General features: G+C 30.4%; 20 protein-coding genes. 9 read left to right on the forward strand and 11 right to left on the reverse strand.

The window, feature by feature from the left end:
* The first annotated feature begins 8 nt into the window (after positions 1-8).
* The 5 genes from RN605_RS10000 (at position 9) to RN605_RS10020 (ending at position 5,259) form a co-directional block, all read left to right on the forward strand.
* Complete coding sequence (locus RN605_RS10000; protein WP_313324517.1) at positions 9-1,883, forward strand: M1 family metallopeptidase; 1,875 nt, start codon at positions 9-11, stop codon at positions 1,881-1,883.
* Between the two features lie 72 nt (positions 1,884-1,955).
* Positions 1,956-2,369 (forward strand): hypothetical protein, encoded by a 414-nt coding sequence (locus RN605_RS10005; RefSeq protein WP_313324518.1) that lies wholly within the window; start codon positions 1,956-1,958, stop codon positions 2,367-2,369.
* Positions 2,370-2,371: 2 nt separating this feature from the next.
* On the forward strand, positions 2,372-2,770 hold the full coding sequence (rnpA, locus tag RN605_RS10010; RefSeq protein WP_313324519.1) for a ribonuclease P protein component: 399 nt from the start codon (positions 2,372-2,374) through the stop codon (positions 2,768-2,770).
* A gap of 36 nt (positions 2,771-2,806) precedes the next feature.
* Positions 2,807-4,444 carry a S41 family peptidase gene (locus RN605_RS10015; RefSeq protein ID WP_313324520.1) on the forward strand — a complete coding sequence of 546 codons (1,638 nt, stop codon included), beginning with the start codon at positions 2,807-2,809 and terminating at the stop codon, positions 4,442-4,444.
* A complete protein-coding gene (locus RN605_RS10020; RefSeq protein ID WP_313324521.1) occupies positions 4,444-5,259 on the forward strand; it encodes an OmpA family protein in 816 nt (271 codons plus the stop codon). The genes RN605_RS10015 and RN605_RS10020 overlap by 1 nt, the downstream gene beginning before the upstream one ends.
* Here the strand turns inward: RN605_RS10020 and RN605_RS10025 are convergent.
* The 4 genes from RN605_RS10025 to RN605_RS10040 all read right to left on the reverse strand — a co-directional run bounded on the left by RN605_RS10025 (position 5,256) and on the right by RN605_RS10040 (position 10,249).
* Positions 5,256-5,702 carry a GNAT family N-acetyltransferase gene (locus RN605_RS10025; protein ID WP_313324522.1) on the reverse strand — a complete coding sequence of 149 codons (447 nt, stop codon included), beginning with the start codon at positions 5,700-5,702 and terminating at the stop codon, positions 5,256-5,258. The two genes, RN605_RS10020 and RN605_RS10025, sit on opposite strands and share 4 nt — an antisense overlap.
* Before the next feature lie 6 nt (positions 5,703-5,708).
* The gene (locus tag RN605_RS10030; protein WP_313324523.1) at positions 5,709-6,683 is read right to left on the reverse strand and encodes a DUF4837 family protein; all 975 of its coding nucleotides are present in this window, start codon (positions 6,681-6,683) and stop codon (positions 5,709-5,711) included.
* A gap of 40 nt (positions 6,684-6,723) precedes the next feature.
* Positions 6,724-8,988 (reverse strand): LysM peptidoglycan-binding domain-containing protein, encoded by a 2,265-nt coding sequence (locus tag RN605_RS10035; protein WP_313324524.1) that lies wholly within the window; start codon positions 8,986-8,988, stop codon positions 6,724-6,726.
* Between the two features lie 73 nt (positions 8,989-9,061).
* Positions 9,062-10,249: a phosphoglycerate kinase gene (locus RN605_RS10040; RefSeq protein ID WP_313324525.1), complete on the reverse strand. Its 1,188-nt coding sequence runs from the start codon at positions 10,247-10,249 to the stop codon at positions 9,062-9,064.
* A gap of 216 nt (positions 10,250-10,465) precedes the next feature.
* Between RN605_RS10040 and RN605_RS10045 the strand changes: the two genes are divergently transcribed.
* Both RN605_RS10045 and RN605_RS10050 read left to right on the forward strand, forming a co-directional pair.
* A complete protein-coding gene (locus tag RN605_RS10045; protein ID WP_313324526.1) occupies positions 10,466-11,614 on the forward strand; it encodes a DNA polymerase III subunit in 1,149 nt (382 codons plus the stop codon).
* 4 nt (positions 11,615-11,618) lie between these two features.
* Positions 11,619-12,005, forward strand: coding sequence for a DoxX family membrane protein (locus RN605_RS10050; RefSeq protein WP_313324527.1), 387 nt, complete (start codon positions 11,619-11,621; stop codon positions 12,003-12,005).
* Positions 12,006-12,041: 36 nt separating this feature from the next.
* Here the strand turns inward: RN605_RS10050 and RN605_RS10055 are convergent, their stop codons facing one another.
* The 5 genes from RN605_RS10055 to RN605_RS10075 form a co-directional block, all read right to left on the reverse strand.
* A complete protein-coding gene (locus RN605_RS10055) occupies positions 12,042-12,617 on the reverse strand; it encodes an OmpH family outer membrane protein (protein WP_313324528.1) in 576 nt (191 codons plus the stop codon).
* A 234-nt stretch (positions 12,618-12,851) separates the two neighbouring features.
* Entirely contained in the window at positions 12,852-13,697 is an 846-nt protein-coding gene (locus tag RN605_RS10060; protein WP_313324529.1) for a class I SAM-dependent methyltransferase, read from the reverse strand.
* A 64-nt stretch (positions 13,698-13,761) separates the two neighbouring features.
* Complete coding sequence (gene mnmG / locus RN605_RS10065) at positions 13,762-15,633, reverse strand: tRNA uridine-5-carboxymethylaminomethyl(34) synthesis enzyme MnmG (protein ID WP_313324530.1); 1,872 nt, start codon at positions 15,631-15,633, stop codon at positions 13,762-13,764.
* Between the two features lie 49 nt (positions 15,634-15,682).
* A complete protein-coding gene (gene ybeY / locus RN605_RS10070) occupies positions 15,683-16,102 on the reverse strand; it encodes an rRNA maturation RNase YbeY (protein ID WP_313324531.1) in 420 nt (139 codons plus the stop codon).
* Positions 16,089-19,475: a DUF4175 family protein gene (locus RN605_RS10075; RefSeq protein ID WP_313324532.1), complete on the reverse strand. Its 3,387-nt coding sequence runs from the start codon at positions 19,473-19,475 to the stop codon at positions 16,089-16,091. The genes ybeY and RN605_RS10075 overlap by 14 nt, the downstream gene beginning before the upstream one ends.
* 142 nt (positions 19,476-19,617) lie before the next feature.
* On the opposite strand from RN605_RS10075, the gene gltX reads away from it, so the two are divergent.
* Positions 19,618-21,126: a glutamate--tRNA ligase gene (gltX, locus tag RN605_RS10080; RefSeq protein WP_313324533.1), complete on the forward strand. Its 1,509-nt coding sequence runs from the start codon at positions 19,618-19,620 to the stop codon at positions 21,124-21,126.
* A gap of 353 nt (positions 21,127-21,479) precedes the next feature.
* On the opposite strand, the gene RN605_RS10085 is transcribed toward gltX, so the two are convergent.
* Both RN605_RS10085 and RN605_RS10090 read right to left on the reverse strand, forming a co-directional pair.
* Positions 21,480-22,370 (reverse strand): hypothetical protein, encoded by an 891-nt coding sequence (locus RN605_RS10085; protein ID WP_313324534.1) that lies wholly within the window; start codon positions 22,368-22,370, stop codon positions 21,480-21,482.
* Positions 22,371-22,470: 100 nt separating this feature from the next.
* Positions 22,471-23,115: a porin family protein gene (locus RN605_RS10090; protein ID WP_313324535.1), complete on the reverse strand. Its 645-nt coding sequence runs from the start codon at positions 23,113-23,115 to the stop codon at positions 22,471-22,473.
* Between the two features lie 82 nt (positions 23,116-23,197).
* Between RN605_RS10090 and RN605_RS10095 the strand changes: the two genes are divergently transcribed.
* A complete protein-coding gene (locus tag RN605_RS10095; protein WP_313324536.1) occupies positions 23,198-24,163 on the forward strand; it encodes an SPFH domain-containing protein in 966 nt (321 codons plus the stop codon).
* Positions 24,164-24,172: the final 9 nt, after the last annotated feature.

The following is a 24,172-nucleotide window of genomic DNA, read 5'->3' on the forward strand; positions in this document are numbered from 1 at the left end:
TCTAAATCATGAAGTACTTTTTTTTATTCCTTTTTCCCGCTTTTTGTATCGCACAAACTAAAAATTACTGGCAACAAAAAGTAGATTACAAAATGGAAGTTACAATGGATGTAACAACCTATCAATACAAAGGAACACAAAAATTAGTCTATAAAAACAATTCTGAAGATACACTTAGAAAAGTGTATTATCATTTGTACAACAATGCTTTTCAACCCGGAAGTGAAATGGATAACCGTTTGCAAAACATCGTCGATCCAGATTCTAGAATGGTTGATAAAGTAAAAAATGCTGATGGAAAAGAAATCAAAGAAAGTAGAATTGCAAAGCTAAAACCAAACGAAATTGGCTATTTAAGAATCTCAAATTTCAAGCAAGATAATGTAGCTGCAAAAGCTATTGAGAAAGGAACCATTTTAGAAGTTTCGCTCAATAAACCTTTATTGCCAGGAAAATCAACTTGTTTTACCTTAAATTTTGATGGTCAAGTTCCAATTCAAATTCGTCGTTCTGGAAGAAATAATGCCGAAGGAGTTGAATTATCGATGGCACAATGGTATCCAAAAATGGCCGAATTTGATACTGAAGGTTGGCATGCTGATGCTTATATTGCTAGAGAATTTCACGGTGTTTGGGGAAATTTTGATGTAAAAATCACTATCGATAAAAATTATATTATTGGCGGAACAGGTTATCTAAAAAACAACAACGAAATTGGTTATGGTTACGAAGATGATGGTAAATCAGTTAAGAAAGATTCAAATGCTAAAACCTTAACTTGGCATTTTATTGCTCCAAATGTTCATGATTTTACTTGGGCTGCTGACAAAAATTATCTTCACGACAAATTAGTTCGTCCTGATGGCGTAACACTTCATTTTTTATACAAAAACAATCCAAAAATTATTGCTGTTTGGAAACAAGCTGAACCATTAACTTCAAAAATAATGGATTTTTACAATCAAAACGTTGGCAAATATCCATACAAACAATATTCTGTAATTCAAGGCGGCGATGGCGGAATGGAATACGCTATGTGTACTTTGGTGCTTGGCGAAGGAACTTTAGGCGGATTTGTTGGTTTAATTGCTCACGAAATGGGACATTCGTGGTTCCAACACGTTTTGGCAACTAACGAAAGTAAACATAGTTGGATGGACGAAGGTTTCACTTCTTATATCGAAGATTGGGTAATGAACATACTATCATCTAAAAAAGCAGAAAATCCTTTTGCTGGTGCTTATAAAAATTATATTAATTTAGCCAATTCTGGTAAAGAACAACCGCTTTCAACCCATGCTGACCGATATGATGAAAACAGAAGTTATAGTATAGCTTCATATAGCAAAGGCGAAGTTTTTTTAGCACAATTAGAATATTTAATCGGAAAAGAAAATCTAAGAAAGACTTTAAAAAAATATTTTTCTGATTTCAAATTCAAGCATCCAACACCAAATGATATAAAGCGAACTGCTGAAAGAGTTTCTGGCGCTGAATTAGATTGGTATTTAATCGATTGGACCGAAACTTTAAACACAATCGACTATGGTATTAAAAATGTTGAAGCTGCAACTGATGGTGTTCAAAGAACAGGTGTTTCGTTAGAAAGAATCGGTAGAACTCCTATGCCAATTGATGTTTTGGTTGAATATACTGATGGTTCAAAAGAAAGTTTTTACATTCCTTTACAAATGATGTTTTTTGAAAAAGAAAATCCAAATCCTGAAATTAAACGAACTGTTTTAGAAAGCTGGACTTGGGCAAATCCTAATTATTTCTTTGAAATTCCGAAAGCAAAATCATCTATTAAAAAAATAACTCTAGACTCAAGCGGATTAATGGCAGATGTGAAAAGAGAAAATAATGTTTATGAATTAAAATAATCAAGAAGCGAACTTTTAGGTTCGCTTTTTTTTGGAATAGAATTTGTAGATTTACCACAAATATTTTTCATCATGAAGCACATAAAATTTCTCATTCTATTTTTTGCTATGACTATAGGCGTTCAAAAAAGCTATGCTCAACCTATACGTTTTAAAACCAGTAGTGTAAGTTTTACTGAAAAAGATACTAAAGGAAATTGGAATGAATGGTCGGAATTTGTTGATGCTAATGTGTTAATTTCTATTGATGCTAGAAAAAATCTAATTACTGTCAATTCAAATGAGGTACAATCGTTTAAGATTAAAGCTTATGGTGAAATCATTGATAACGATGAGGTAAATATTGTTCCTTTTGAATGTATCGATAATAAATTTTCAAAATGTAATATTCTAGTTATTACAAAGAAAAAAGAAGGCAACCGAATGCAATTTTATATAAATTATAACGAAGTAAAATTTGTATATAATATCTACAATGTCAAATAAAAATGGATTATTCTTATCCAAAAGAGGAAAAATTAAAAAGTAAAAAAATTATTGATTTACTGTTTACTCAAGGAAATTCCATAAGTAAATATCCTTTGCGTTTGGTTTATATTCAACATGATTTTGAAGAAGAAGTTGCTTTAAAAATGGGTGTTTCGGTTTCCAAAAAATATTTCAAAAATGCTGTAGATAGAAATTATTTTAAACGAGTTCTTAGAGAATGTTACCGGTTAAACAAACATTTACTGATTGATAATTTGAACCAAAAAAAATATTGTTTCATGTTTTTTTATCAAACAAAAGACAAATTAGAATATTCTGAAATCAATGAAAAAACAATACAATTGTTTGAAAAATTTGTTAATTCACTCAAGGAAAACGAAACTAAAATTCAGAATTAGTATATTCGTGAATACGATATAAATAAATCATACTTTATGAAGATTTTAAAATTTAAAAAAAGATATATACTTCCTGTTTTACTAGCTTATTTTTCATTTGTAAACGTTAGTTTTAGTCAAGATTTTTTTGAAATTGCCAAGCAAATAGAAATTTTCACAAATGTTTATAAAACCGTAAATCAAAACTACGTTGATGACTTAAATCCAGCTGAATTAATGGATAAAAGCATTAAAAGTATGCTTGCCGAAGTTGATCCTTATACCAACTTTTTCAACGAACAAGATGTTATCAAATATAAAATTAACAATACTGGCGAATATACTGGAATTGGTGCTATGATAACCCGAAAAGAAGATAAACTTATCATTAAAGAACCATATAAAGGTTTTCCTGCTGATAAAGCTGGATTAAAAGCTGGTGATGAAATTATTCAAATTGGCGATGTAGTAATTGCCGATTTCAAAGATGATGCATCACAATTAATGAAAGGTGCAAAAAACACAAAAATTAATCTGAAATTTTTACGCCAAGGAAAACCAATGAATGCTCAGTTAGTTTTAGATGAAGTAGAAGTAAAAGCTGTTCCTTTCTTTGGAAAAATTGACGACAAAACTGGATACATTGTTTTATCACAGTTCAACCGAAAAGCATCATCTGAAACAAAAGAAGCTTTAGAAAAACTTAAAAATGATGGTGCAACTCAAATTGTTTTAGACTTAAGGGGAAATCCTGGTGGTTTGCTTAATGAAGCAGTTAATATTTGTAATTTATTTGTTCCAAAAAATGAAGTAATCGTTACAACTAAATCTAAAAACGAAAAGTATAATAATACATATAAAACAACTCGTGAACCAATTGATACCGAAATTCCAATTGCAATTATTGTAGATGGAAAAAGTGCTTCAGCATCTGAAATTGTTTCTGGTGCTTTGCAAGATTTGGACCGCGCAGTAATTATCGGAAGCAGAAGTTTTGGAAAAGGATTAGTTCAACGTCCTTTTGACATGACTTATGGAACACAAGTAAAAGTTACTATTTCTAAATATTATACACCATCCGGTAGATGTATTCAGGCATTAAATTATTCTTTGAAAGACAAAAATGGTAAAGCCATTAGAACCGACGAAAAAAATTATAATGCTTTTAAAACCAGAAACGGAAGAACAGTTTACGATGGTGGTGGAATTTTACCAGATGTTGTAATGGAAGAAACCAAAACCAGCAAAATAGCTGAAGCTTTAGAAAAAAATGATGCAATTTTTAACTACGTAACTAATTATTACTATAAAAATCCAAATCTTGGAGATAAAATCCCAACACTAACAGATGCTGATTTAGCTGATTTTAAAGCTTTCATAAAAAAAGAAAAAATCAATATCAATACTGAAACTGAAGTTGCATTAAAAAGCATGTTAGAAAAAGCTAAAAAAGACAATATTGATTCAGCTATTGCTAACGAATATCAACAACTGCTTTCTGCTGTTCAAAAAAGTGAAGAAACAATGATTGATAAAAACTCAAAAGAAATTAAGAATTTATTGTTAGACGAAATTATTAAACGATACCAATACAAAGAAGGTTTATATCAATACTACATTAAAAACAATGCTGAAGTAAAAAAAGCAGTTACTTTACTTAATGATAAAACAGCCTTTTCTAAAATTTTAAAATAATGCGATTACTCCAAATATTAAGTTTTTTCTTATTTATTTCCTTTGTTCATGCTCAAGAAGAAGCCGTTCATTCTGTATATTTTGAATTTGATAAATCTGATTTAAATGCCAAACAAGGTGACGAATTAATTAATTTTATCAAAAAAATAGATTCTACTCGAATTGAATCCATTGAAATTTTTGGTTATACAGATGACATCGGAAAAGAAGCTTATAATTTTAAACTTTCAACCAAACGTGCTTCGGTTATTCAACAAAAAATGATTGATGGCGGAATTAAAAACCGAATTATCGTCACTATCGAAGGAAAAGGAAGAATTTTGATTGATGATGACGTGGTAGAAAATCTTCCTGAAAAACGTTCTAAAAATCGTCGTGTCGATGTAGTTATCAACCTAAAACCTTTGCCAAAAATTGAAATTCCAGGTTTTTACAATACAATTCAAAAAAATCACATTGTTGGCGATCATATTTACTTAGATAATATACTTTTTGATCGTGGAAGCAGTAAATTAGACTTTAAATCAAAAACGGCTTTAGATAAAATTGCCAAACTATTGATGAAATACAAAAATTTACAATTTGAAATTCAAGGTCATGTTTGTTGTACGCCACAATATCAAAAAGAAGCTATTGACCGTGAAACCCGAAAAAGAGAATTATCAACCAACAGAGCACAATCAGTTTATAAATATTTAGTGTTTAAAAAAATTGCTAAAAACCGAATGACGTTCAAAGGTTATGGAAATACTGTTCCACTTGGAAAAGGCACAGAATATGACCGAAGAGTTGAGCTTGTAATTACAAAAATTTAGTGTCTTTTCATCTCAATGTGCGGAATATCATCTTCGAGATACATCTCGCTGGTTTGAGTAAATCCATGCCTTTCGTAGAATTTTTTTAAATACAATTGCGCTGAAATCGTAATTTGCTTTTCGCCAAAATATTCTTCAATAGCATTTACCGCTTGTTGCATCAGTTCGTGACCAATTTTTTTTGCTCTAAAATCTGGATGTGTTACAACTCTGCCTATAGAAGCATTTTCAAAGTAATCTTTTGGTTTAAAAAGTCGAGCATAAGCAACCATTTTTCCATCTGTTAAACCAAATAAATGTAATGCCTTTTGATCTTTATCATCAATATCTAAATAAACGCAGTTTTGTTCAACCACAAAGACTTCACTTCTTAGTTTCAGCAATTGATATAGTTCTTGGGTAGAAAGTGCCTCAAATCGCTTTATTATCCATTCTATTGACATGAAAGATTATTTTTTTAGAATTTTTAAAGATTTTATTATTGCTTCTAGCTCAAACATCAAATCACGCTTTGTTTTTGATGGTGCATAACAAAATCCTTCCAAAATCAGAATTCTGTTATTCGCTTTATCTTTAATAGCATAATTTATAAACGGTCCAGACATAAAATCGTTCTTCATTTGCCAAGTTCCTTTGGTTTCAAAAGCGTCAAAACCGTTTAATTTTACTTTTGAAAAATAAGGGAAATAAGCTTCTTCCGTAATCATCATTGAATTTCTTGGTCTTCCGTGAATAAATTTGTTGCCAATCGAATCTCTAATTTTCACAATTGAGTTAACAACTTGTTTTGAACCAATAGAATTATAAGGAACTTGATAAATCAATAAACTCGTGTTTCCGCTGGTTATTTCTTTTTTTAGCCAAACAAAATTTTTACTAGTTTGCGCATAATCATAATTTGCTGGAACCGTAATGTCAATCGAAAATTTTGTTTTGATTTTTTTGGCGCTAAGAATAGAATCAAGTAGTGTTTTTTGATAAGCTTCAATTTCTGTTTGCTTCATTCGGTTGATTATTTCTGAAGCATGTTCTTCAAGGATAGAAATTATTTGGCTAGTGTTTCTTCCTGAAATGTGAAAAGAATTTTGTGGCGTAGAAAACTCATTTTTTACAATTTTATACTCGCCTTTGTTTTCTTTTTTTACAATAATCATATTACGACTTCCTGTCGAAAATCCTTCAAATAATTTTACGGGAAATTGTTTGATGGTAAAAAGTGGTTCTTCTTGAGGCAATCCTAAAACTGGTGATGCAAATTTATTTCTGATGCTATCGCCAACTTCGCCATTCCAGAGCTGTTCATCAATAATTACAGAAATTGTGTTTATTGCTGCAGCTTTTTCTTGACTTTGAGAATCGCTTTTTTTTTGACAAGAACTTGTCAAAAGGATAAAACTTAAAAATAAAAAAAGGGTTTTATTCATTTGTCATAAATAAAACCCAAAGATATTGAAGATTTTCGGATTAACTGCTAATTCTTAGTTTCATGCCTGGTTTGATGCTTTCATTTTTGATATCATTCCATTTTTTGATATCTGAAATTGTCACACCTGGATATTTTTTTGCGATGCTAAACAAAGAATCACCTTTTTTCACGTAGTAATGTTTAACTTCTTCTTTTTTAGATTGAGCAACCGCTTGATTTTTGGTGGCTTTCACAGTTTGATTTGGAACTACAAATAATTTTTTGGAAACAATTAATTTAGAACCAACAGTAATGTTATCGTCTTCTAATTCGTTCCAATCTTTTAAATCAGAAATTGAAGCATTATATTTTTTTGCAATAGCACCAAGGTTATCACCGCTTTTTACAACATATTCAACAATTTTTGTTTCCGCTTTTGGAGTTTCTTCAACTTCTTTAGAGGCTTTTGATTCATTGTTTAGAACAATTTTTGAACCCGATTGAATAATTCCATCTTCAATATTATTCCATTCTTTCAAATCTTCTAATGAAACGTTGAATTTCTTAGCGATTGTAAACAAATTGTCTCCTTTTTGAACTACATAAAAATCTTCTGGATTTGCTTGTGCATCATTATTTTCATTTAAAGCTACTTGTGTTTCTTCTTCAATAGTTGAATTAACTTTATCAGCCTTAATTTCTTTTTTAACGATTGTTACAACTCTTTCGTTTTTAACAATTTTCAAACTTGCGCCAAGATTAATGTTATTGCTTTTAAGCTTGTTCCATTTTTTCACCTCTGCAACAGAAACATCATACTTATTTGCAATTTCTCCAAGATTATCACCTTTTTTTACTTTGTGATATTTTACAACATCTTTATAAGAAACCACTTTTTCTTCAATATAATTTTTAGTATTCGATGCAATTGCAGTTTTTGATTCTTTAACAAAAGTTGTATCAACTTTAGTTGGTTTTTTCTCAACAACAGCAACTGTTTCTTCGGTATAAATTTTAAGCTTTCTTCCTAATGGTGCATAATTGCTTCGAAGTTTATTCCATTTTTTTAATTCTGAAACCGAAACTCCATAAGATTCTGATATTTCACTCAAAGTATCACCGCGTTTAACTTTATGATATTTTAATCGAGAAGTTGTAGCTCCGTTTGAAGCAATTGCAGAACTTGATGTAAATGGTCTTTCTCTTAATGAATCTTCATAATTTACGTAAGCATAAATTTTATCTTCATTAGAAACAAAACGAGCAATTTTATCAGAAGGTAATCTTAAATAATGATTTTCTCCTGTGATATATGGAATAACGTCTCTTTTGTACGAAGGATTTAGAAATTGTAATTCTGCAACCGAAACATCTAACAAATCTGAAATTTGTTTGAATGTCATTTTTCTTTTAATGTTTATTGTATCCGTTGCATAGTGATTAGCAACTGGTTTTTGAGGAACAATTCCATGTTCTTTGTGATATTCAAAAATGTACATTGTTGCTAAAAACGCTGGAACATAACCTTGTGTTTCTTTGTGTAAATATGGTCTAATATTCCAATAGTTTTGTTTTCCTCCAGAACGGCGAATTGCTTTCGCAACATTTCCTGGTCCAGAATTATAAGATGCTAAAACTAAATCCCAATCACCAAAAATTGCATACATGTTTTTCATATATTGTGTTGCAGCTTTACTAGCTTTCAAAGGATCGCTTCTTTCATCAATATAAGTATCAATATTTAAATTGTATTGTTTTCCTGTTTGATACATAAACTGCCACAAACCCGTAGCGCCAACTCTAGAAACAGCTCTTGGGTTTAGAGCTGATTCAACAACTGCTAAGTATTTTATTTCTAAAGGAATATTTTGAGCTGATAATGATTCTTCGAACATTGGGAAATAATATTGCGAAATTCCCATTAATCTTTCAAATGATTTTCTTCTATTTTTTAGAAATGATTTAATTACGTTTTCTAATCCTTGGTTGTATTCAATATTAAATGGCGATTTTTCGTCAAGTTTTTTTAATCGTTCTTTTAATAATTCTGTTGGTAGTTCATAATCAACTTTTTGGTCAACATCAATGTTTTCAATATCTAAAGTCAATTCATCATATAAATCTAGACTTGCTAATTCTTTCATCCACATGCTATCAATGCAAGCAGCAAGATTATCACGAACAAACGTTCCTTTGATAGAATCCAAAAACTGTTGTCTGGTTAATGGTTCTTTCTTTACAGTTGCAGTAATAATTGAGTCTTGTGCAAATCCAATACTTGTTAGTAAAATTAGTGCTAACGAGGTGATTTTTAATTTATTCATGACTTTATTTTCTAAAGTGATTTTTTATTTCTTTAATAACGCAATTTGTTGAAAATTATTGTGTTATTTTTTATTATTCTAAAATTGCTGCTATTCCGGGTAAAACACTTCCTTCTAGCATTTCTAACATTGCTCCTCCGCCAGTAGAAACGTAGCTCATTCTTTCTTCTAAGCCAAATTGTTTTACCGCAGCAACTGAATCGCCACCACCAACTAGTGAAAAAGCACCATTTTTGGTAGATTCAGCTATATATTCACCTAAAGTAATTGTTCCGTTTGCAAAATTTTCCATTTCAAAAACACCTAACGGTCCGTTCCAAAGAATGGTTTTGCTTTCTAAAATTACTTTTTTGAAATTTTCTAACGATTTTGGCCCAGCATCTAAACCTTGCCATCCATCAGGTATTTCTCGAACATCAACAATTTTTGTGTTAGCATCATTAGAAAAAGCATCAGCGGCAACTACATCAACTGGAATGTGAACTTGAACGTTTTTCTCTTTTGCTTTTTGTAAAATTTCCAAAGCCAAATCTTGTTTGTCATCTTCACAAATTGAATCACCAATTTTTCCGCCTAAAGCTTTCACAAATGTAAAAGTCATTCCACCACCAATAATCATGTGGTCAACTTTATCCAAAATGTTTTCGATAACTGTAATTTTTGAAGAAACTTTTGAACCGCCAAGAACTGCAGTTACAGGTTTTACAGAATTATTTAAAACCCTATTCAAGCTTTCTATTTCTTTAGCCAAAAGCAATCCAAAACATTTTTTCTCTGGAAAAAATTGTGCAATAATTGTTGTGGAAGCATGTGCTCTATGTGCCGTTCCAAAAGCATCATTTACATAAATATCGCCTAAAGAAGCTAATTCTTTAGCAAAATCTTTGTCTCCAGCTTCTTCTTCTGGATAAAAACGAAGATTTTCTAATAATAAAACTTCACCATTTTGCAAATTGGAAACTGCATCTTTAGCTACATTTCCTCTACAATCTTCTGCAAATTTTACAGTAACTCCAAGAACTTCTGAACACTTTGAAACAATATGCTTCAACGAATATTTTTCTTCTTTTCCTTTTGGTCTACCTAAGTGAGACATCAAAACAACACTTCCTCCATCAGACAATATTTTATCAATTGTAGGTTTTGCTGCTTCAATACGATTAGCATCAGTAACATTAAAGTTTTCGTCTAATGGAACATTGAAATCTACTCTGATAATGGCTTTTTGATTTTTAAAATTAAAATCATTGATGGTTTTCATGGAATTGAGATTAGTTTTGATTTCTGCAAATATAATAAAAAAACGTTTCATCGAGGTTTTTTGCCATTTTATCGATGTTTTTTAACTAAATTTTAATTTATAATTGATTTAATATCAAAGCATTGATTTTTAAAAGCTAATTCTAAGAGAAAATAGCATAACATTAGACCGATTTGAATTTATAGTTAAAGCTATTTTTTCACTTATATTTGCTTTATGCAGTTTTCAGAGATAATAGGACAAGATTATATTAAAAATCACTTGATAAAAAGTACAGTTGCGGGCAGAATTCCACACGCGCAACTTTTTGTTGGTCCTGAAGGTTCGGGAACTTTGGCTATGGCCATTGCTTATGCACAATTGGTATTATGTGGAAATTCTTCGGAGAATAATTCTGAAGGAAACCAAAGTTGTAATTTGAAATTTAATTCACTTTCGCATCCTGATTTACACTTTATTTTTCCTAATGTTACTAATGAAGATGTAAAATCAAAACCAAAAAGTGCTGATTTCTTAACTGATTTTAGAGAATTTGTATTATCAAATCCTTATGGAAGTTTATTTGATTGGTACAAACATCTTGGTGTAAAAAACAAGCAAGGAGAAATTAGAGTTGAAGATGCAACCGATATTTTGAAATCTTTAGCTTTAAAATCCTATGAAGGTGGTTATAAAATTATGATTGTTTGGATGGCAGAAAAAATGAACATTGCTGCTTCCAATAAAATTCTAAAACTATTGGAAGAACCACCTGAGAAAACATTATTTCTCTTGATTTCTGAAGATGAAGAAGATATTATTCAAACCATTCGTTCAAGATGTCAAGTTTTACATTTTGGTGCATTGCCCGAAAAAATAATCGCTAATTCACTGATTGATAAGTACAATATTGAATCAAATTTAGCAGATAAAATTGCTCATCAAGCTCAAGGAAATTATAACAAGGCTTTACATTTTTTAAAACATGATGAAGACGAACATCCTTTTGAAGAATGGTTTGTTCATTGGGTTCGAAGTGCTTTTAAAGCAAAAGGAAATGCAGCAGTAATTCATGATTTAATTGCTTGGAGTGAATCCATTGCTGGTATTGGTAGGGAAAGTCAGAAGCAATTTTTAAATTATTGCATCATAATGTTTAGACAGGCATTACTGCACAATTATGAAACTCGCGAATTAGTTTATGTTGAGCCTCAAACACAAGGTTTTACTTTTGAAAAATTTGCTCCTTTTGTTACGGGTGAAAACATTTTAGATATATTTGAATCACTATCCGAAGCAATTTATTTAATTGAAAGAAACGGAAATGCAAAAATAATTTTAACTGATTTGTCAATAAAACTCACTCGTTTAATCCATAAAAAATAAGATTATGAACAATCCTGCTTCTTTATTGATTTTAATATTTCTAGCGATTACATTCATTCAATCTGCTTATGATAAAATCTTTGATTGGAATGGAAATGTCGAATGGTTGAAAGGTCATTTTTCGAAAACAAGTTTGCTAAAAAATTATGTGCCTTTATCTTTAACAATAGTACTTTTATTAGAACTTATAACAGGAATTTTAACCTTGGTTGGTTGTGCAGAATTATTAATAAATGGCGGTAGAACTTTTGGCTTTTATGGCGCTGTTTTTTCATCAATCACATTAATTTTACTTTTATTTGGACAACGATTGGCAAAAGATTATGATGGCGCAAGAACAATAGCTATTTATTTTATTCCTTCAGTATTAGCAGTATATTGGTTGAATTAAAGAAAATAAAAAACCAGCTTTTCAGCTGGTTTTAATTTATTTTTTTTGTTCTTCCTTTTTTTCTGTTTTCTCTTCTTTGTTATCAGTAGATTTGTATTTATCATTTACAATCTTGATAATTTCTTTGGTGATATCATAATTCTCTTTAGCAAATAAAACTGAATTAGATTCTCCTGTTCCATAGATATAATCATATCCTTTTTCTTTTCCGTATTGCTTGATTTCTTTTTTATAAGAAGTAACTAACGAATCAAGTTCAGCACCACTTTCTTGTTGCAATTGACGCAATATTCCTTCTTGAGCATATGACAATTGTTGTTCTCTTTTTTGTAATTCAGCTCCTTTTTGTTGTGCCCAAGCTTGACCATTTGCTTGTGCGTTTTTTTGAAAATTTGCGGCTTCACTTTTCCAACGATTCACTTCAGCTTCTAACTGCGTACCCATTGTTTTAGATTTTTCTTTGTATTTAGCTTCAATATCTTTCGCTTCAATACTTTCTTCCATTAATTTGGACGTATCTATGTAAGCAGTTTTAAATTCTTTTGTTTGGGTTGTCTTTTCGCAAGCAATCAAAGTAAATAATATTGCTAAAGCAGTAATTGTTTTTTTCATTATATTTTTCAAATTATTTTAAGGTTCCAAAAGTAAAAAAATTAAATTCATTATTTAGCCTGTTCTTTTTCTAAATATCTCAACTATTGTTAAAATTTATATGTTTTTAAATAATAATAATGATTATTTATAGAAATAAACACATATAAATTTGATTTAAGAAGGCGTTTTAAAAAAGACATCTATTTTGTTTTGGCTCAAAAAAACAATTAATAGCGGTTCTAAAAAAGGTTTTTAACTGTTTTTTATAATATAAATGTGTGATGAAAATTCTTTTTTGCGTTTTCCGTATTGATTAGACTTCCAACCAATCCAAACTGCGTTTAAAAAATTCATTTTTCCGTTTTTATATTTTTCAGATAATAAGCTTACGTAATAACTGTCAAACTTCATTGGCAAAACATCTATAAGTTTTAAATCTTGTTGAGCAAAAAGAAGTTTAATTGATTTTTTTGAAAAATGCCATAAATGTCTTGGTGTATCATATGCTGCCCAAAATTCTTGATAATATTTTGCGTCAAAAGATTTATAATTAGGAACTGCAATAATTATTGAACCATTAGGTTTTATTAATCTTTTCAACTCTGTAATGTATTCTTCCAAATTTGGAACATGTTCTAAAACATGCCACATTGTAATTACATCAAACGAATTATCTTCTAATTCATTTAGATCATTTACAAAATCAACTCCTTTATTTATTGCAATTGATTTTGCCTTTTGATTTGGTTCAATTCCTTTAACTTTCCAATTGTCATTTTTTGCAACCGAAAGAAAATCTCCTGTTCCAGCTCCAATATCTAAAAGATTTCCTTTTTCACAAATTGTGTTAATTAGTTTTAGTTTTCTTCTAAGCGCAATTCCTTTTACTAATTGATAAATTTTTTCAAATAAAGAGCGTTTTCCATCGGTGTGTGAAATATAATCTTCACTTTCATAATAACGCGGTAAATCTTCCAAACTTGGTCTCGGAAAAGTTAGCAACATATCAAATTCAGGATTATGATGTAAATCAAAAACTTCTTGCGAAACAGAATAATCTTTGGTTTTTTTGTAAAAAATATTATTATGAAAACTCATTTATCTCTTTATTTATAGGATTTAACAAGGTTCGTTTCACGTGGAACATTCAATAGAATAAAAATTATCTTCCCATATAAATTAATAGAACTGAAACATCCGCAGGAGAAACACCGCTGATTCTAGAAGCTTGTGAAATTGTAACCGGACGAATTGAAGATAGTTTTTGCTTTGCTTCTATCGACATCGATTTAATTTTATTATAATCGAAATTTTCAGGTATTTTAATGTCTTCTAAACGAATTAATTTTTCGGCATTATTTCTTTCTTTTTCAATATATCCAGAATATTTAACTTGAATTTCTGCTTGTTCAACAATTTCATCATCTAAATTATTCTCAGAAATATAATTTTTAACTTTTTCAAAACGAATTATATCATCTAATTCAATTTGTGGTCTTGAAAAAACTTTAAACATTTTATCTGATTGAGTCATGGTTGAACTTTCTTTCTCAACTAAAACTGGATTTGCTTCTTCTGGAGTTATACTTGTTTCTTTGAAATAATTTACCATTTTTTCGCTTTCTTCAAACTTATATTCCATTCTACGCAATTGCTTTTCTTTAGCTAAACCAATAGCAAATCCTTTTGGAGTTAATCTAAAATCAGCGTTATCTTGACGTAAAAGCGTTCTGTATTCAGCTCTGGATGTAAACATTCTATATGGTTCTTCAGTTCCTTTTGTAATTAAATCATCAATTAAAACTCCAATATAAGCTTCATCTCTACGTAAAATCAATGGTTCTTGTTCTTTAACTTTTAAAGCTGCATTAATTCCAGCCATTAAACCTTGAGAAGCTGCTTCTTCATAACCAGTAGTTCCATTAATTTGACCAGCAAAGAATAAACCATCAACTAACTTTGTTTCTAAAGTATGTTTTAACTGCGTTGGCGGAAAATAATCGTATTCTATTGCATAGCCCGGACGGAAAAATTTAACTTTTTCAAAACCAGCCACAGAACGTAATGCTTTGAATTGAATATCTTCTGGTAAAGATGTTGAAAACCCATTTACATAAACTTCTACTGTATCCCAACCTTCAGGCTCAACAAACAATTGATGTCTTTCTTTATCCGCAAAACGATTTATTTTATCTTCAATTGATGGACAATATCTTGGTCCAATACTTTTAATTCTTCCATTAAACATTGGTGAACGATCAAACCCTTCGCGTAAAATATCATGTACTTCTAACGAAGTATAAGTCATATGACATAATTTTTGATGAGTTAAAGGCTTCGTTTCATCTGAATAGGAGAATTTTGCAGGTTTTTCATCTCCTGGTTCTTCTCGCATTTTAGAATAATCTAAAGAACGTCCATCAACTCTTGGTGGTGTTCCTGTTTTCATTCTTCCTGCTTCAAATCCAACTTTAACTAAATCGTCTGTAATTCCGAAAGCAGCGCTTTCTCCTGCTCTTCCGCCGCCAAATTGTTTGTCACCAATATGAATTAAACCATTTAGAAAAGTTCCGTTTGTTAAAACAACCGTTTTAGATTTAATCTCAATTCCTAAAGAAGTAACAATACCTTCAACTTTATTGTTTTTAATCAACAAACCTTTAACCATTTCTTGGTAAAAATCAAGATTTGGTGTTTGTTCCAATCGTAAACGCCATTCTTCTGCAAAACGCATTCTATCACTTTGAACTCTTGGCGACCACATTGCTGGACCTTTTGATTTGTTGAGCATTTTAAACTGAACTGCTGTTTTGTCTGAAATAATTCCAGAATAACCGCCAAGTGCATCAATCTCACGCACAATTTGTCCTTTTGCAATTCCACCCATAGCAGGATTGCATGACATTTGCGCAATATTTTGCAAACTCATGGTCACCAAAAGAGTTGAACAACCCATGTTGGCCGCCGAAGCAGCAGCTTCACAACCAGCATGACCAGCACCAACAACTATAACATCATATTTTTCTAAAAACATTTTCTTTTCTGTATTGTTTCACGTGGAACGTTTTATTTAAAACTTTCGTTTAATGTTTCACGTGGAACATTTTAATTTTTTCTTCTTCTTTGCTTCTCATCATTTCTGCTTCAGCTGATGATTTATCTTTATAACCACAATAATGAAGAATACCATGAATAATGACACGTTTTAATTCATCTTCAAAAGAAACATTAAAATCACTAGCGTTTTCTTTAACCCTATCAATAGAAATAAAAATATCTCCTGAAATTAAATTGCCTTCTGAATAATCAAAACTAATAATATCAGTAAAATAATCATGATTTAAGTATTGCTTGTTAATTTCTAACAGATAATCATCATCACAAAAAATATAATTTACTTCTCCTAAGACTTTATTTTCAGAAATAACGACATTTTCTATCCAAAAAGAATAGTTCTCTTCATTATCTAACTGAAAATCAAGTTCATAATTATAACTTGTCATTGTTTTTGAAATATTCTTGAACTTTTTGATTAAAATTGGAGCGTAAAGGTAAGCTTTGTCTATTTAAAATTTCAATACTGTTTAAATAATCTTGAAGTTTGGTAGGTAAAGAATTAACTTGATTATTATATTCTTTCTTATTCGTTTCAGATTGACGCTTTTTATCTTCACCTTGTTGTTGTATAGCTTTGTCTAATTTTAGCAATTCATATTTTAAATTTAAAACCTTTTGCAGGGTTTCATTATTGAATCCTTTGTTAAGTAATTGCTTCTCAATTTCTTTCATCTTATCTAGAGTACCTTGACCACTTCCGCCAATGCCTTGTTTATTCAACTCTTTTTGTAGAGCTTCTCGAAGTTGTTGCTGTTCTTTATAAATCTCCATTATGGCTTTTGCATCACCTTCGCCATCTTGTCCATTTTCGCCATCCTTATTTCCTTGAGAATTTCCATTTCCTCCAGATTGACCATTTTTCCCATTTTTACCTTGACCTTGTCCGTCTTTATTACCTTGACTTCCATTCTTGGGTTCGCCTTCTTGACCTTCTTGACCTTCTCCAGGTTTTTCACCTTTTTTCATTCCTTTCTTCATTTTTTCACCTAATCCTTCTTGTTTTTGAATAATATCAGGCAACTGTATTTCTCCTTTGCCTTGTCCAGGTTTTGGTTTACCCATTCCTGCTCCCGACATTTGCATCTGCATTCCATTAAGAATATCGCTAAGCATGTCTGCCAATTTGTTTGAAGCAGAAACCGCATATTGTTGGTGAGAATTTCCTTTTGGAATATTGGCTTCGGCAAGATTTTCTAAAGCTTTATCAACATTATATTGAACATTTCCAATTTCTTTGGTAACATCTTCAGCAATTTTAGGGTTACGTAAAGACATCGCAAACAAGCTGTCGTCAACATGCTTAAATTGCTGCTTTAAATCCTGTTGAATTTTTAAATTTTTATTAAAAGATGGTGCGCCGCGTTTCAATCCTTTGAATTGTTTCATTACGTCTTCTTCAGAAAAAGAAAATGCCAATAGGTTATCTAATACTTGACGAAGCATGGCGATATCTTCATCCATTTGTTCCATTTCGCCAGAAGTCATCATATCCATCATTTGCTGACTCATTTCTTTCATCTTCTTAGATGCATTCTTTTGTTTTGTTTTTGCTTTATCTTTTTGTTGCTTTTGTAATTGTTCTTTAGCGTTATTTAAATCTTCATCAATGCTTTTCTCCTTTTCGTCCGTTTTAGGTAAATCCATTGGAGATTTTAAATCTTTATTGTCTTTTTCTAATTGATTCAATTCTTCTTGAATTTTATCAAACTCTTTATTGATTTCGTCTTGCTTTGTAGCATTATTCTCTTCATTCTTTTCCGAAAGTTTATCTTGTTTTTCAGCTAATTTGTTTAGTTTGTCAGCTATTTGTTCTGCTTTCTTTTCAACATAATATCGTTTAGTTAACTCAACTAACTGTTCTAAACTTTTGGTTTGATTTTTACTTTCCTTTTGGAATTTCTCCATTTTTTCGAACAATTCTTCTTTACTAATTTTATCGTTCAGTTTTTTAAGTTCGTCCAAAAGCTTTTGGTTTTTTTCTAAATCTTTTTGAGTCTTTTCCAATCGTTCTTGCAACGCTTCTTTCTTCTCGTCTTTTTCTTCCGATTTAAATTTGTCGAGATTGTCTTTCATCTTCTCGGCAAACTCTTTCATCATTTCATCTTGTTTTTTTTGACGTTCTAAAAACTCATTTACTTTTTGTTGATCTTTATATTCTAAATTATCTTTTTCTTTACCCATTTTTTGCAACTTATCCATTTCAGATAACTGTTTATCTTGTTCTTTTAACGATTTAGACAATGCATTAATATTGTCATTCTGTTGTTGCAGTATTTGGTCTTCTTTTTCAGACTGAGTTTCAATTCTGTTCGTAAAGACAGATGATTTGGTGCTCTTATAATTATGAATAGCGTCATTGTCAAATACTTCGAAATAATATTCATAAGTTACGCCTTCGTCAACGGGCAAAGTGCTTGGGAAAGAAAACACAAATTGATCATAACTATCTTTTTTAACTGCAATTGTTCCACGCTTTACAGCATTAGGTGTGCCTTTTGGATAATAAATGACCTGTAGCTTGGTTAAGCCATAATCATCCGAAATTTGGCCTAATAAATAGTTTTTATTCACTTTTAAACTATCTGGCGCAGCATTAACAGTGATTGTTGGAAACTGATCTTTAATTACTGAAATTTGATAGTTCAACTTTTCATAATTCTTTACTTTATTATTTGAAGTAAGAATTTGATATTCAATATTTTGATTGATATTCTTAGAAAGTGAAAATAAATTATCTGTTTTTGCAAATGCCTGCTTGGTCGTTTCAGAAATCCAATCAACTTTCTGGGTAGCAATCGTATTCATTTGCCAAGTAACTTTTGTTCCTTCGGGAAGAATGGCATTTCCAGTTCCTTTAATAATTTCTGATTTTTTATTGATATAACCCGGAAAATTTAAAACCATTTCAAAATTGGCAATCGACGGAACTGTTATTACGTTCAACTCATAATCTTTAGATTTTATGTTATTAGCTTCTAAATGAAGCTCTAGTTTTTCTGTTGGCTTTGGAATTATAAATTGAAACTCACCTGTTTCTCCTTTTTCCATAAAATAGCTTTCATCTCCAACTACAATCATAGCGTTTTCAGGAACAATTTTTCCAACTGTTTTTACTTTCAACAGAAAGTCTTTGTTTTGCTCGGTTTGTAAATTTTGATTCAAAATCACAAATTCAAATGGTGCAGGCGGAAGAAATTGCTCTTTATAATTTACCACACGATTTAAGCTTTGCGAAATAATATTACTGTTTCCCGAAATATAAAAGAATGTAAAAAACAAAATAGGAATAATCGCTAGTGGCAAATATTTTTTATTGGTTCCAAAATTAATTGCATTGCTAAACGGAATAGGCTGCAATGTACTTGCCTTTTGGTCTATAGATGCTAAAAGCAATTCTGATTTGTTTTTATCTTGAGAAAGCTGTAAAAAATTAGTCAGCTTATCGCCTACTTCACTAAAATGATTTCCAATGATTTTGGATGCTTCATTATAATCAATTCCTTTTTGGAGTTTGAACAATTTAAACAATGGAAAAGCAATAAATCGAAGCAAAAGAAAGACTTCAACCGCTATAAAAGTCCAAAATAAAATAGTTCTTGCCGTTGGTTTTAACCAAAGAAAATATTCAACGAACAACGTAAAAATAAAATACAACAAACCCAATCCGATGAAAAATAATGTTCCACGAAGTAATTCATTGGTATAAAACTTCTTAATGAAGTTTTCTAACTTGTCATAAATAAGGTTCGATTTATCCAAAATTGTTAGTCTTTTGTTTATAACCGATAAATGTACAAATTTATAGATACAATAAAAGTTAAAAATAAATTAAAGCAAATTTCAATTTTAATAGCAATGTCAATTACAACGACAATTGTATCTTTGCCAAAAATTAGTAAAAATGTCAAGACCTGTAAGAGTTCGTTTTGCGCCAAGTCCAACTGGACCATTGCATATTGGTGGTGTTAGAACTGCGTTATTCAATTATTTATTTGCCAAAAAACATAACGGTGTTTTCTATTTACGTATTGAAGATACCGACCAAAATCGATTTGTTCCTGGTGCTGAAGCCTATATTTTTGAAGCATTAGAATGGTTAGGAATTGCTCCAAGTGAAACCGTTGGAAAAAACGAAAAATTTGGACCATATCGTCAAAGCGAACGAAAACATTTATACAAACAATACGCTGATGAACTAATAGAGAAAGGTTGGGCTTATTATGCTTTTGATACTGCCGAAGCATTAGATTTTCATAGAAAACAACACGAAGAACAAGGCAAAACCTTTATTTACAATTGGCACAATCGTGAAAAATTAGATACTTCTTTAGTAATTTCTAAAGAAGAAACCGAAAAGAGAATTGCCAATGGTGAAGCCTTTGTAATACGTTTTAAAACTCCTGTAAATGAAACGTTGCATTTAAAAGATATCATTCGTGGTGATATTAAATTTGAAACTAATTTATTAGATGATAAAGTTTTATTTAAATCGGATGGAATGCCAACCTATCATTTAGCGAACATAGTTGACGACCATTTGATGGAAACATCGCATGTAATTCGTGGTGAAGAATGGTTGCCAAGTTTGCCTTTACACAGTTTGTTGTACAAAGCTTTTGGTTGGGAAGCGCCAGAATTTGCTCATTTACCATTAATTTTAAAACCAATTGGTAACGGAAAATTATCAAAACGCGATGGTGATAAAATGGGATTTCCTGTATTTCCATTAGATTGGAAAAATGAAGACGGCACAATTTCATCAGGTTATAGAGAAAAAGGATTTTTCCCAGAAGCTGTTGTTAATTTTTTAGCATTATTAGGTTGGAATGATGGAACAGACCAAGAACTGTTTTCATTGGAGGAACTTTGTGAAAAATTTGATTTAAATAGAGTTCACAAAGCTGGAGCTAAATTTGACCCAGAGAAAAACAAATGGTTTAATCATCAATATTTACAAAAACAAAATGATGAAGAATTAGCAAAAGCCTTTGCTCCTATTGTTTATGAAAAAGGAACTGATGTTGATTACACGTCATTAGTAAAAATAGTTTCTTCGATAAAAGAACGTGCAAACTTTGTTTCTGATTTTTGGGAATTGAGTGATTATTTCTTTGTAGCACCAACATCATATGATGAAAAAGCAGCCAAAAACTGGAAAGAAGAAACGCCAAATTTGATGCAACAAGTAATTTCGGTTCTTGAAAACATTGGAGATTTTACTTCTGTCAATGTCGAAACGATTGTGAAAGATTGGATGACTAAAAACGAAATAGGAATGGGAAAAGTAATGCAACCGTTACGACTAAGCTTGGTTGGTGCTTTAAAAGGACCACATCTTTTTGACATAATCGAAATGATTGGAAAAGATGAAACCATAAAACGAATTGAAAAAGCAATAGCTACTTTATAAAAACAAAAAATCCCTGATTTTCAGGGATTTTTTAATTTGCTTACTAATTACTCGATGTTGTTTACTAGTTGTCGGGTAATGCTTATTACTTACTCTATGTCCCTTATTAGTTATTGAATAACGTTTACTACTTACTCAGTGTTGTTTAATAGTTATCGAGTAATGCTTACTAGTTACTCAATGTTGCTTTCTAGTTATCGAGTAATGTTTACTAGTTACTCGATGTGGTTTAATAGTTATTGAGTGTGGTTTATTCTGTACTCGATGTTGCTTATTAATTATTGAGTAACTTTCAAACAAACGGTTGTTTATAAAAAAACAAAATCCCGATTACTCGGGATTTATTTATTGTATTAATCTTCAACTTTATTTGAAATTGCCTTAAAATCTTTTGCTTTTATATTGTAAGACCAACCAGTTTTTGAACTGTAAATTATATCATTGGTTTTTGAATCTATAACTGAAATCAACTTATCACCATTAACTTGTGTGTACTGTAAAAAATAAATCTGTTCGTCATTCTCTAATTTTTCATTCAACTCTTCATCAGTAATCAACTCATAAGGAAATTTATAATCTTCAAGAAGTTCATCTTTATCTCTTTTTTTTCCTTCTGTTCTAGAAAAAGCATTGTATTTTACATCTATTGATGACGGTATAAATAGTTTTTGCTTTTGAAGGTTTTTAATATTTACCTTATCATAGGTGTCATTATAACAATTTAAATATCCATTAGATTTTAATTTACTATTAACAACTTTTAGATACGATTTTAAATACCCCAAATCAAAATTTATAAATTCTCTAGGATTTATATTTTTAGCTGTAGGGTTTTCTCTTCTTTGTTCAATATTTGGTGTAAAAAATATAGTTGCAACACTTGTGGCATCATATTCATCATATCCTTTTTTGTTAGTTTTTTTGAATTTATAAACGTTTAAATTCATGGTATTAAAAAGATAATCAACTTTTGCACCACTTTTAGTCGTTCTAGTATATTTTGTTGAAGCTAATTTAAAATAATTATAGTCTTTATTTGGATATTTATCTAATCGCTCATCAGCAGACATTTTATTAAAATCAACTGTCCAAATTATTTCATAAGGAGAAATATCCCAAACACCTGAAAGTATTGATGCATAATCTTTAATGTTAAAAGTTGGAGGTAAAATAAACAAGGTTTTCTTCTGTTTTAATAAATCTATTTGTTCTTGTTTATTCTTGTTTGGACTATCATCAAACATTCTCTATTCTCCAACAACAATTTGTGAATAACTTGTTATTGAAACTAAAAATAAAAAAATTAGTTTTTTCATAAAAATTAAATTAATTGGTTAAGGTTTTTTATAAATTAATAATTACTTGTCCATTGATAGTTCCAAGGTTTCCTTTGAATTTATCACCGTTATTTAAAACTTTCAAGGCATCATCTTTGTTTAATCGGTTAAGGATATTGGTAAAACCATATTCATAAAAAATAACTGCTCTAATAGTTTTATTTCCAGCAGAAACTCCTAGGTAAAAATTACCACTAACTGGCGAAATATCGATAATTTGGTCGGCTTGAAGCAATGTTCCTTTTAGAATTTTATTTTCATCAGATGTTGCCACTTTTAATTTTCCGTTTACTTGTAAAACTGGTCCAAAATCTAAAGAAACATGATCTTCAACTACATTGTAACTAAAAAGAATACGAACTTGAACACCTTGAAGATTATATTTTATTTTTTGATTAAAAGTAGATTCTAAATTAAAATTATTAGAAAAAAACTGCATTCCATAAATCATACTCCAATTATTATAATAATTTCCACGAACCGAAAGTCCACCAGCAAAACCTAATTCAGGTGAAGCAGTAAAATTATTGGTAAATAAAGTGGTTTGAGAAACTCCTGCAGAAATACCAATACGATTACCATCACGATAGCCGTACTGGGCAAAACTTATTGTTGTACAACACAAAACAATAAGCGTAAATAGTTTGTTCATAAAATAAGTAGCTTGTAATTTGTAACAAACATAAACAATATTTCGTACAACTACTTTACTAACATTAAAATCATTAAAAATTATGGAATTTATTATTATCCCTATTGTATTAGGTTTGTTTATTCTTTTTGCTTCGTTCTTTACGGTCAAGCAGCAATCGTCTTTTATAGTAGAACGATTTGGGAAATTTCAAAGCATTCGAAACTCGGGATTGCAATTAAAAGTTCCAATTATTGATAGAATTGCTGGTCGTGTAAATCTTAGAATTCAACAATTAGACGTTATTATTGAAACCAAAACCAAAGACAACGTGTTTGTTAAACTAAAAGTTTCGGTTCAATTTAAAGTAATTCAAGAAAAAGTATATGAAGCGTTTTATAAATTAGAATATCCACATGATCAAATTACTTCGTATGTATTTGACGTTGTTCGTGCTGAAGTTCCAAAATTAAAATTAGATGACGTTTTCGAAAGAAAAGATGATGTAGCTGTAGCTGTAAAACGTGAATTGAATGATGCAATGACTACTTATGGATATGATATCATCAACACGTTGATTACCGATATCGATCCAGATATTCAAGTAAAAAATGCGATGAATAGAATTAACGCTGCCGATAGAGAAAAGACTGCAGCCGAATATGAAGCGGAAGCAAGCAGAATTAGAATTGTTGCCAAAGCAAAAGCTGAAGCTGAAAGCAAAAAACTTCAAGGTCAAGGTATTGCTGACCAAAGAAGAGAAATTGCTAAAGGTTTGTTAGAAAGTGTGGAAGTTTTAAATAGTGTTGGTATCAATTCGCAAGAAGCATCAGCTTTAATTGTGGTTACACAACATTATGACACGTTGCAAGCCATTGGTGCTGACACCAATTCGAATTTAATTTTGTTACCAAATTCGCCACAAGCAGGAAGTGATATGTTAAACAATATGGTGGCAAGTTTCACAGCGAGTAACCAAGTAGGTGAAGCCATGAAAAAAGCGAATAGCACAAAAAGATTATCAAAACGAAATTCAGACGATTTAGAAAAAAATGAATCTGAAGAATAAAATCAAGTT

It is taken from the genome of Flavobacterium sp. PMTSA4 (genome assembly GCF_032098525.1).
GTDB classification, from domain to species: domain Bacteria; phylum Bacteroidota; class Bacteroidia; order Flavobacteriales; family Flavobacteriaceae; genus Flavobacterium; species Flavobacterium capsici.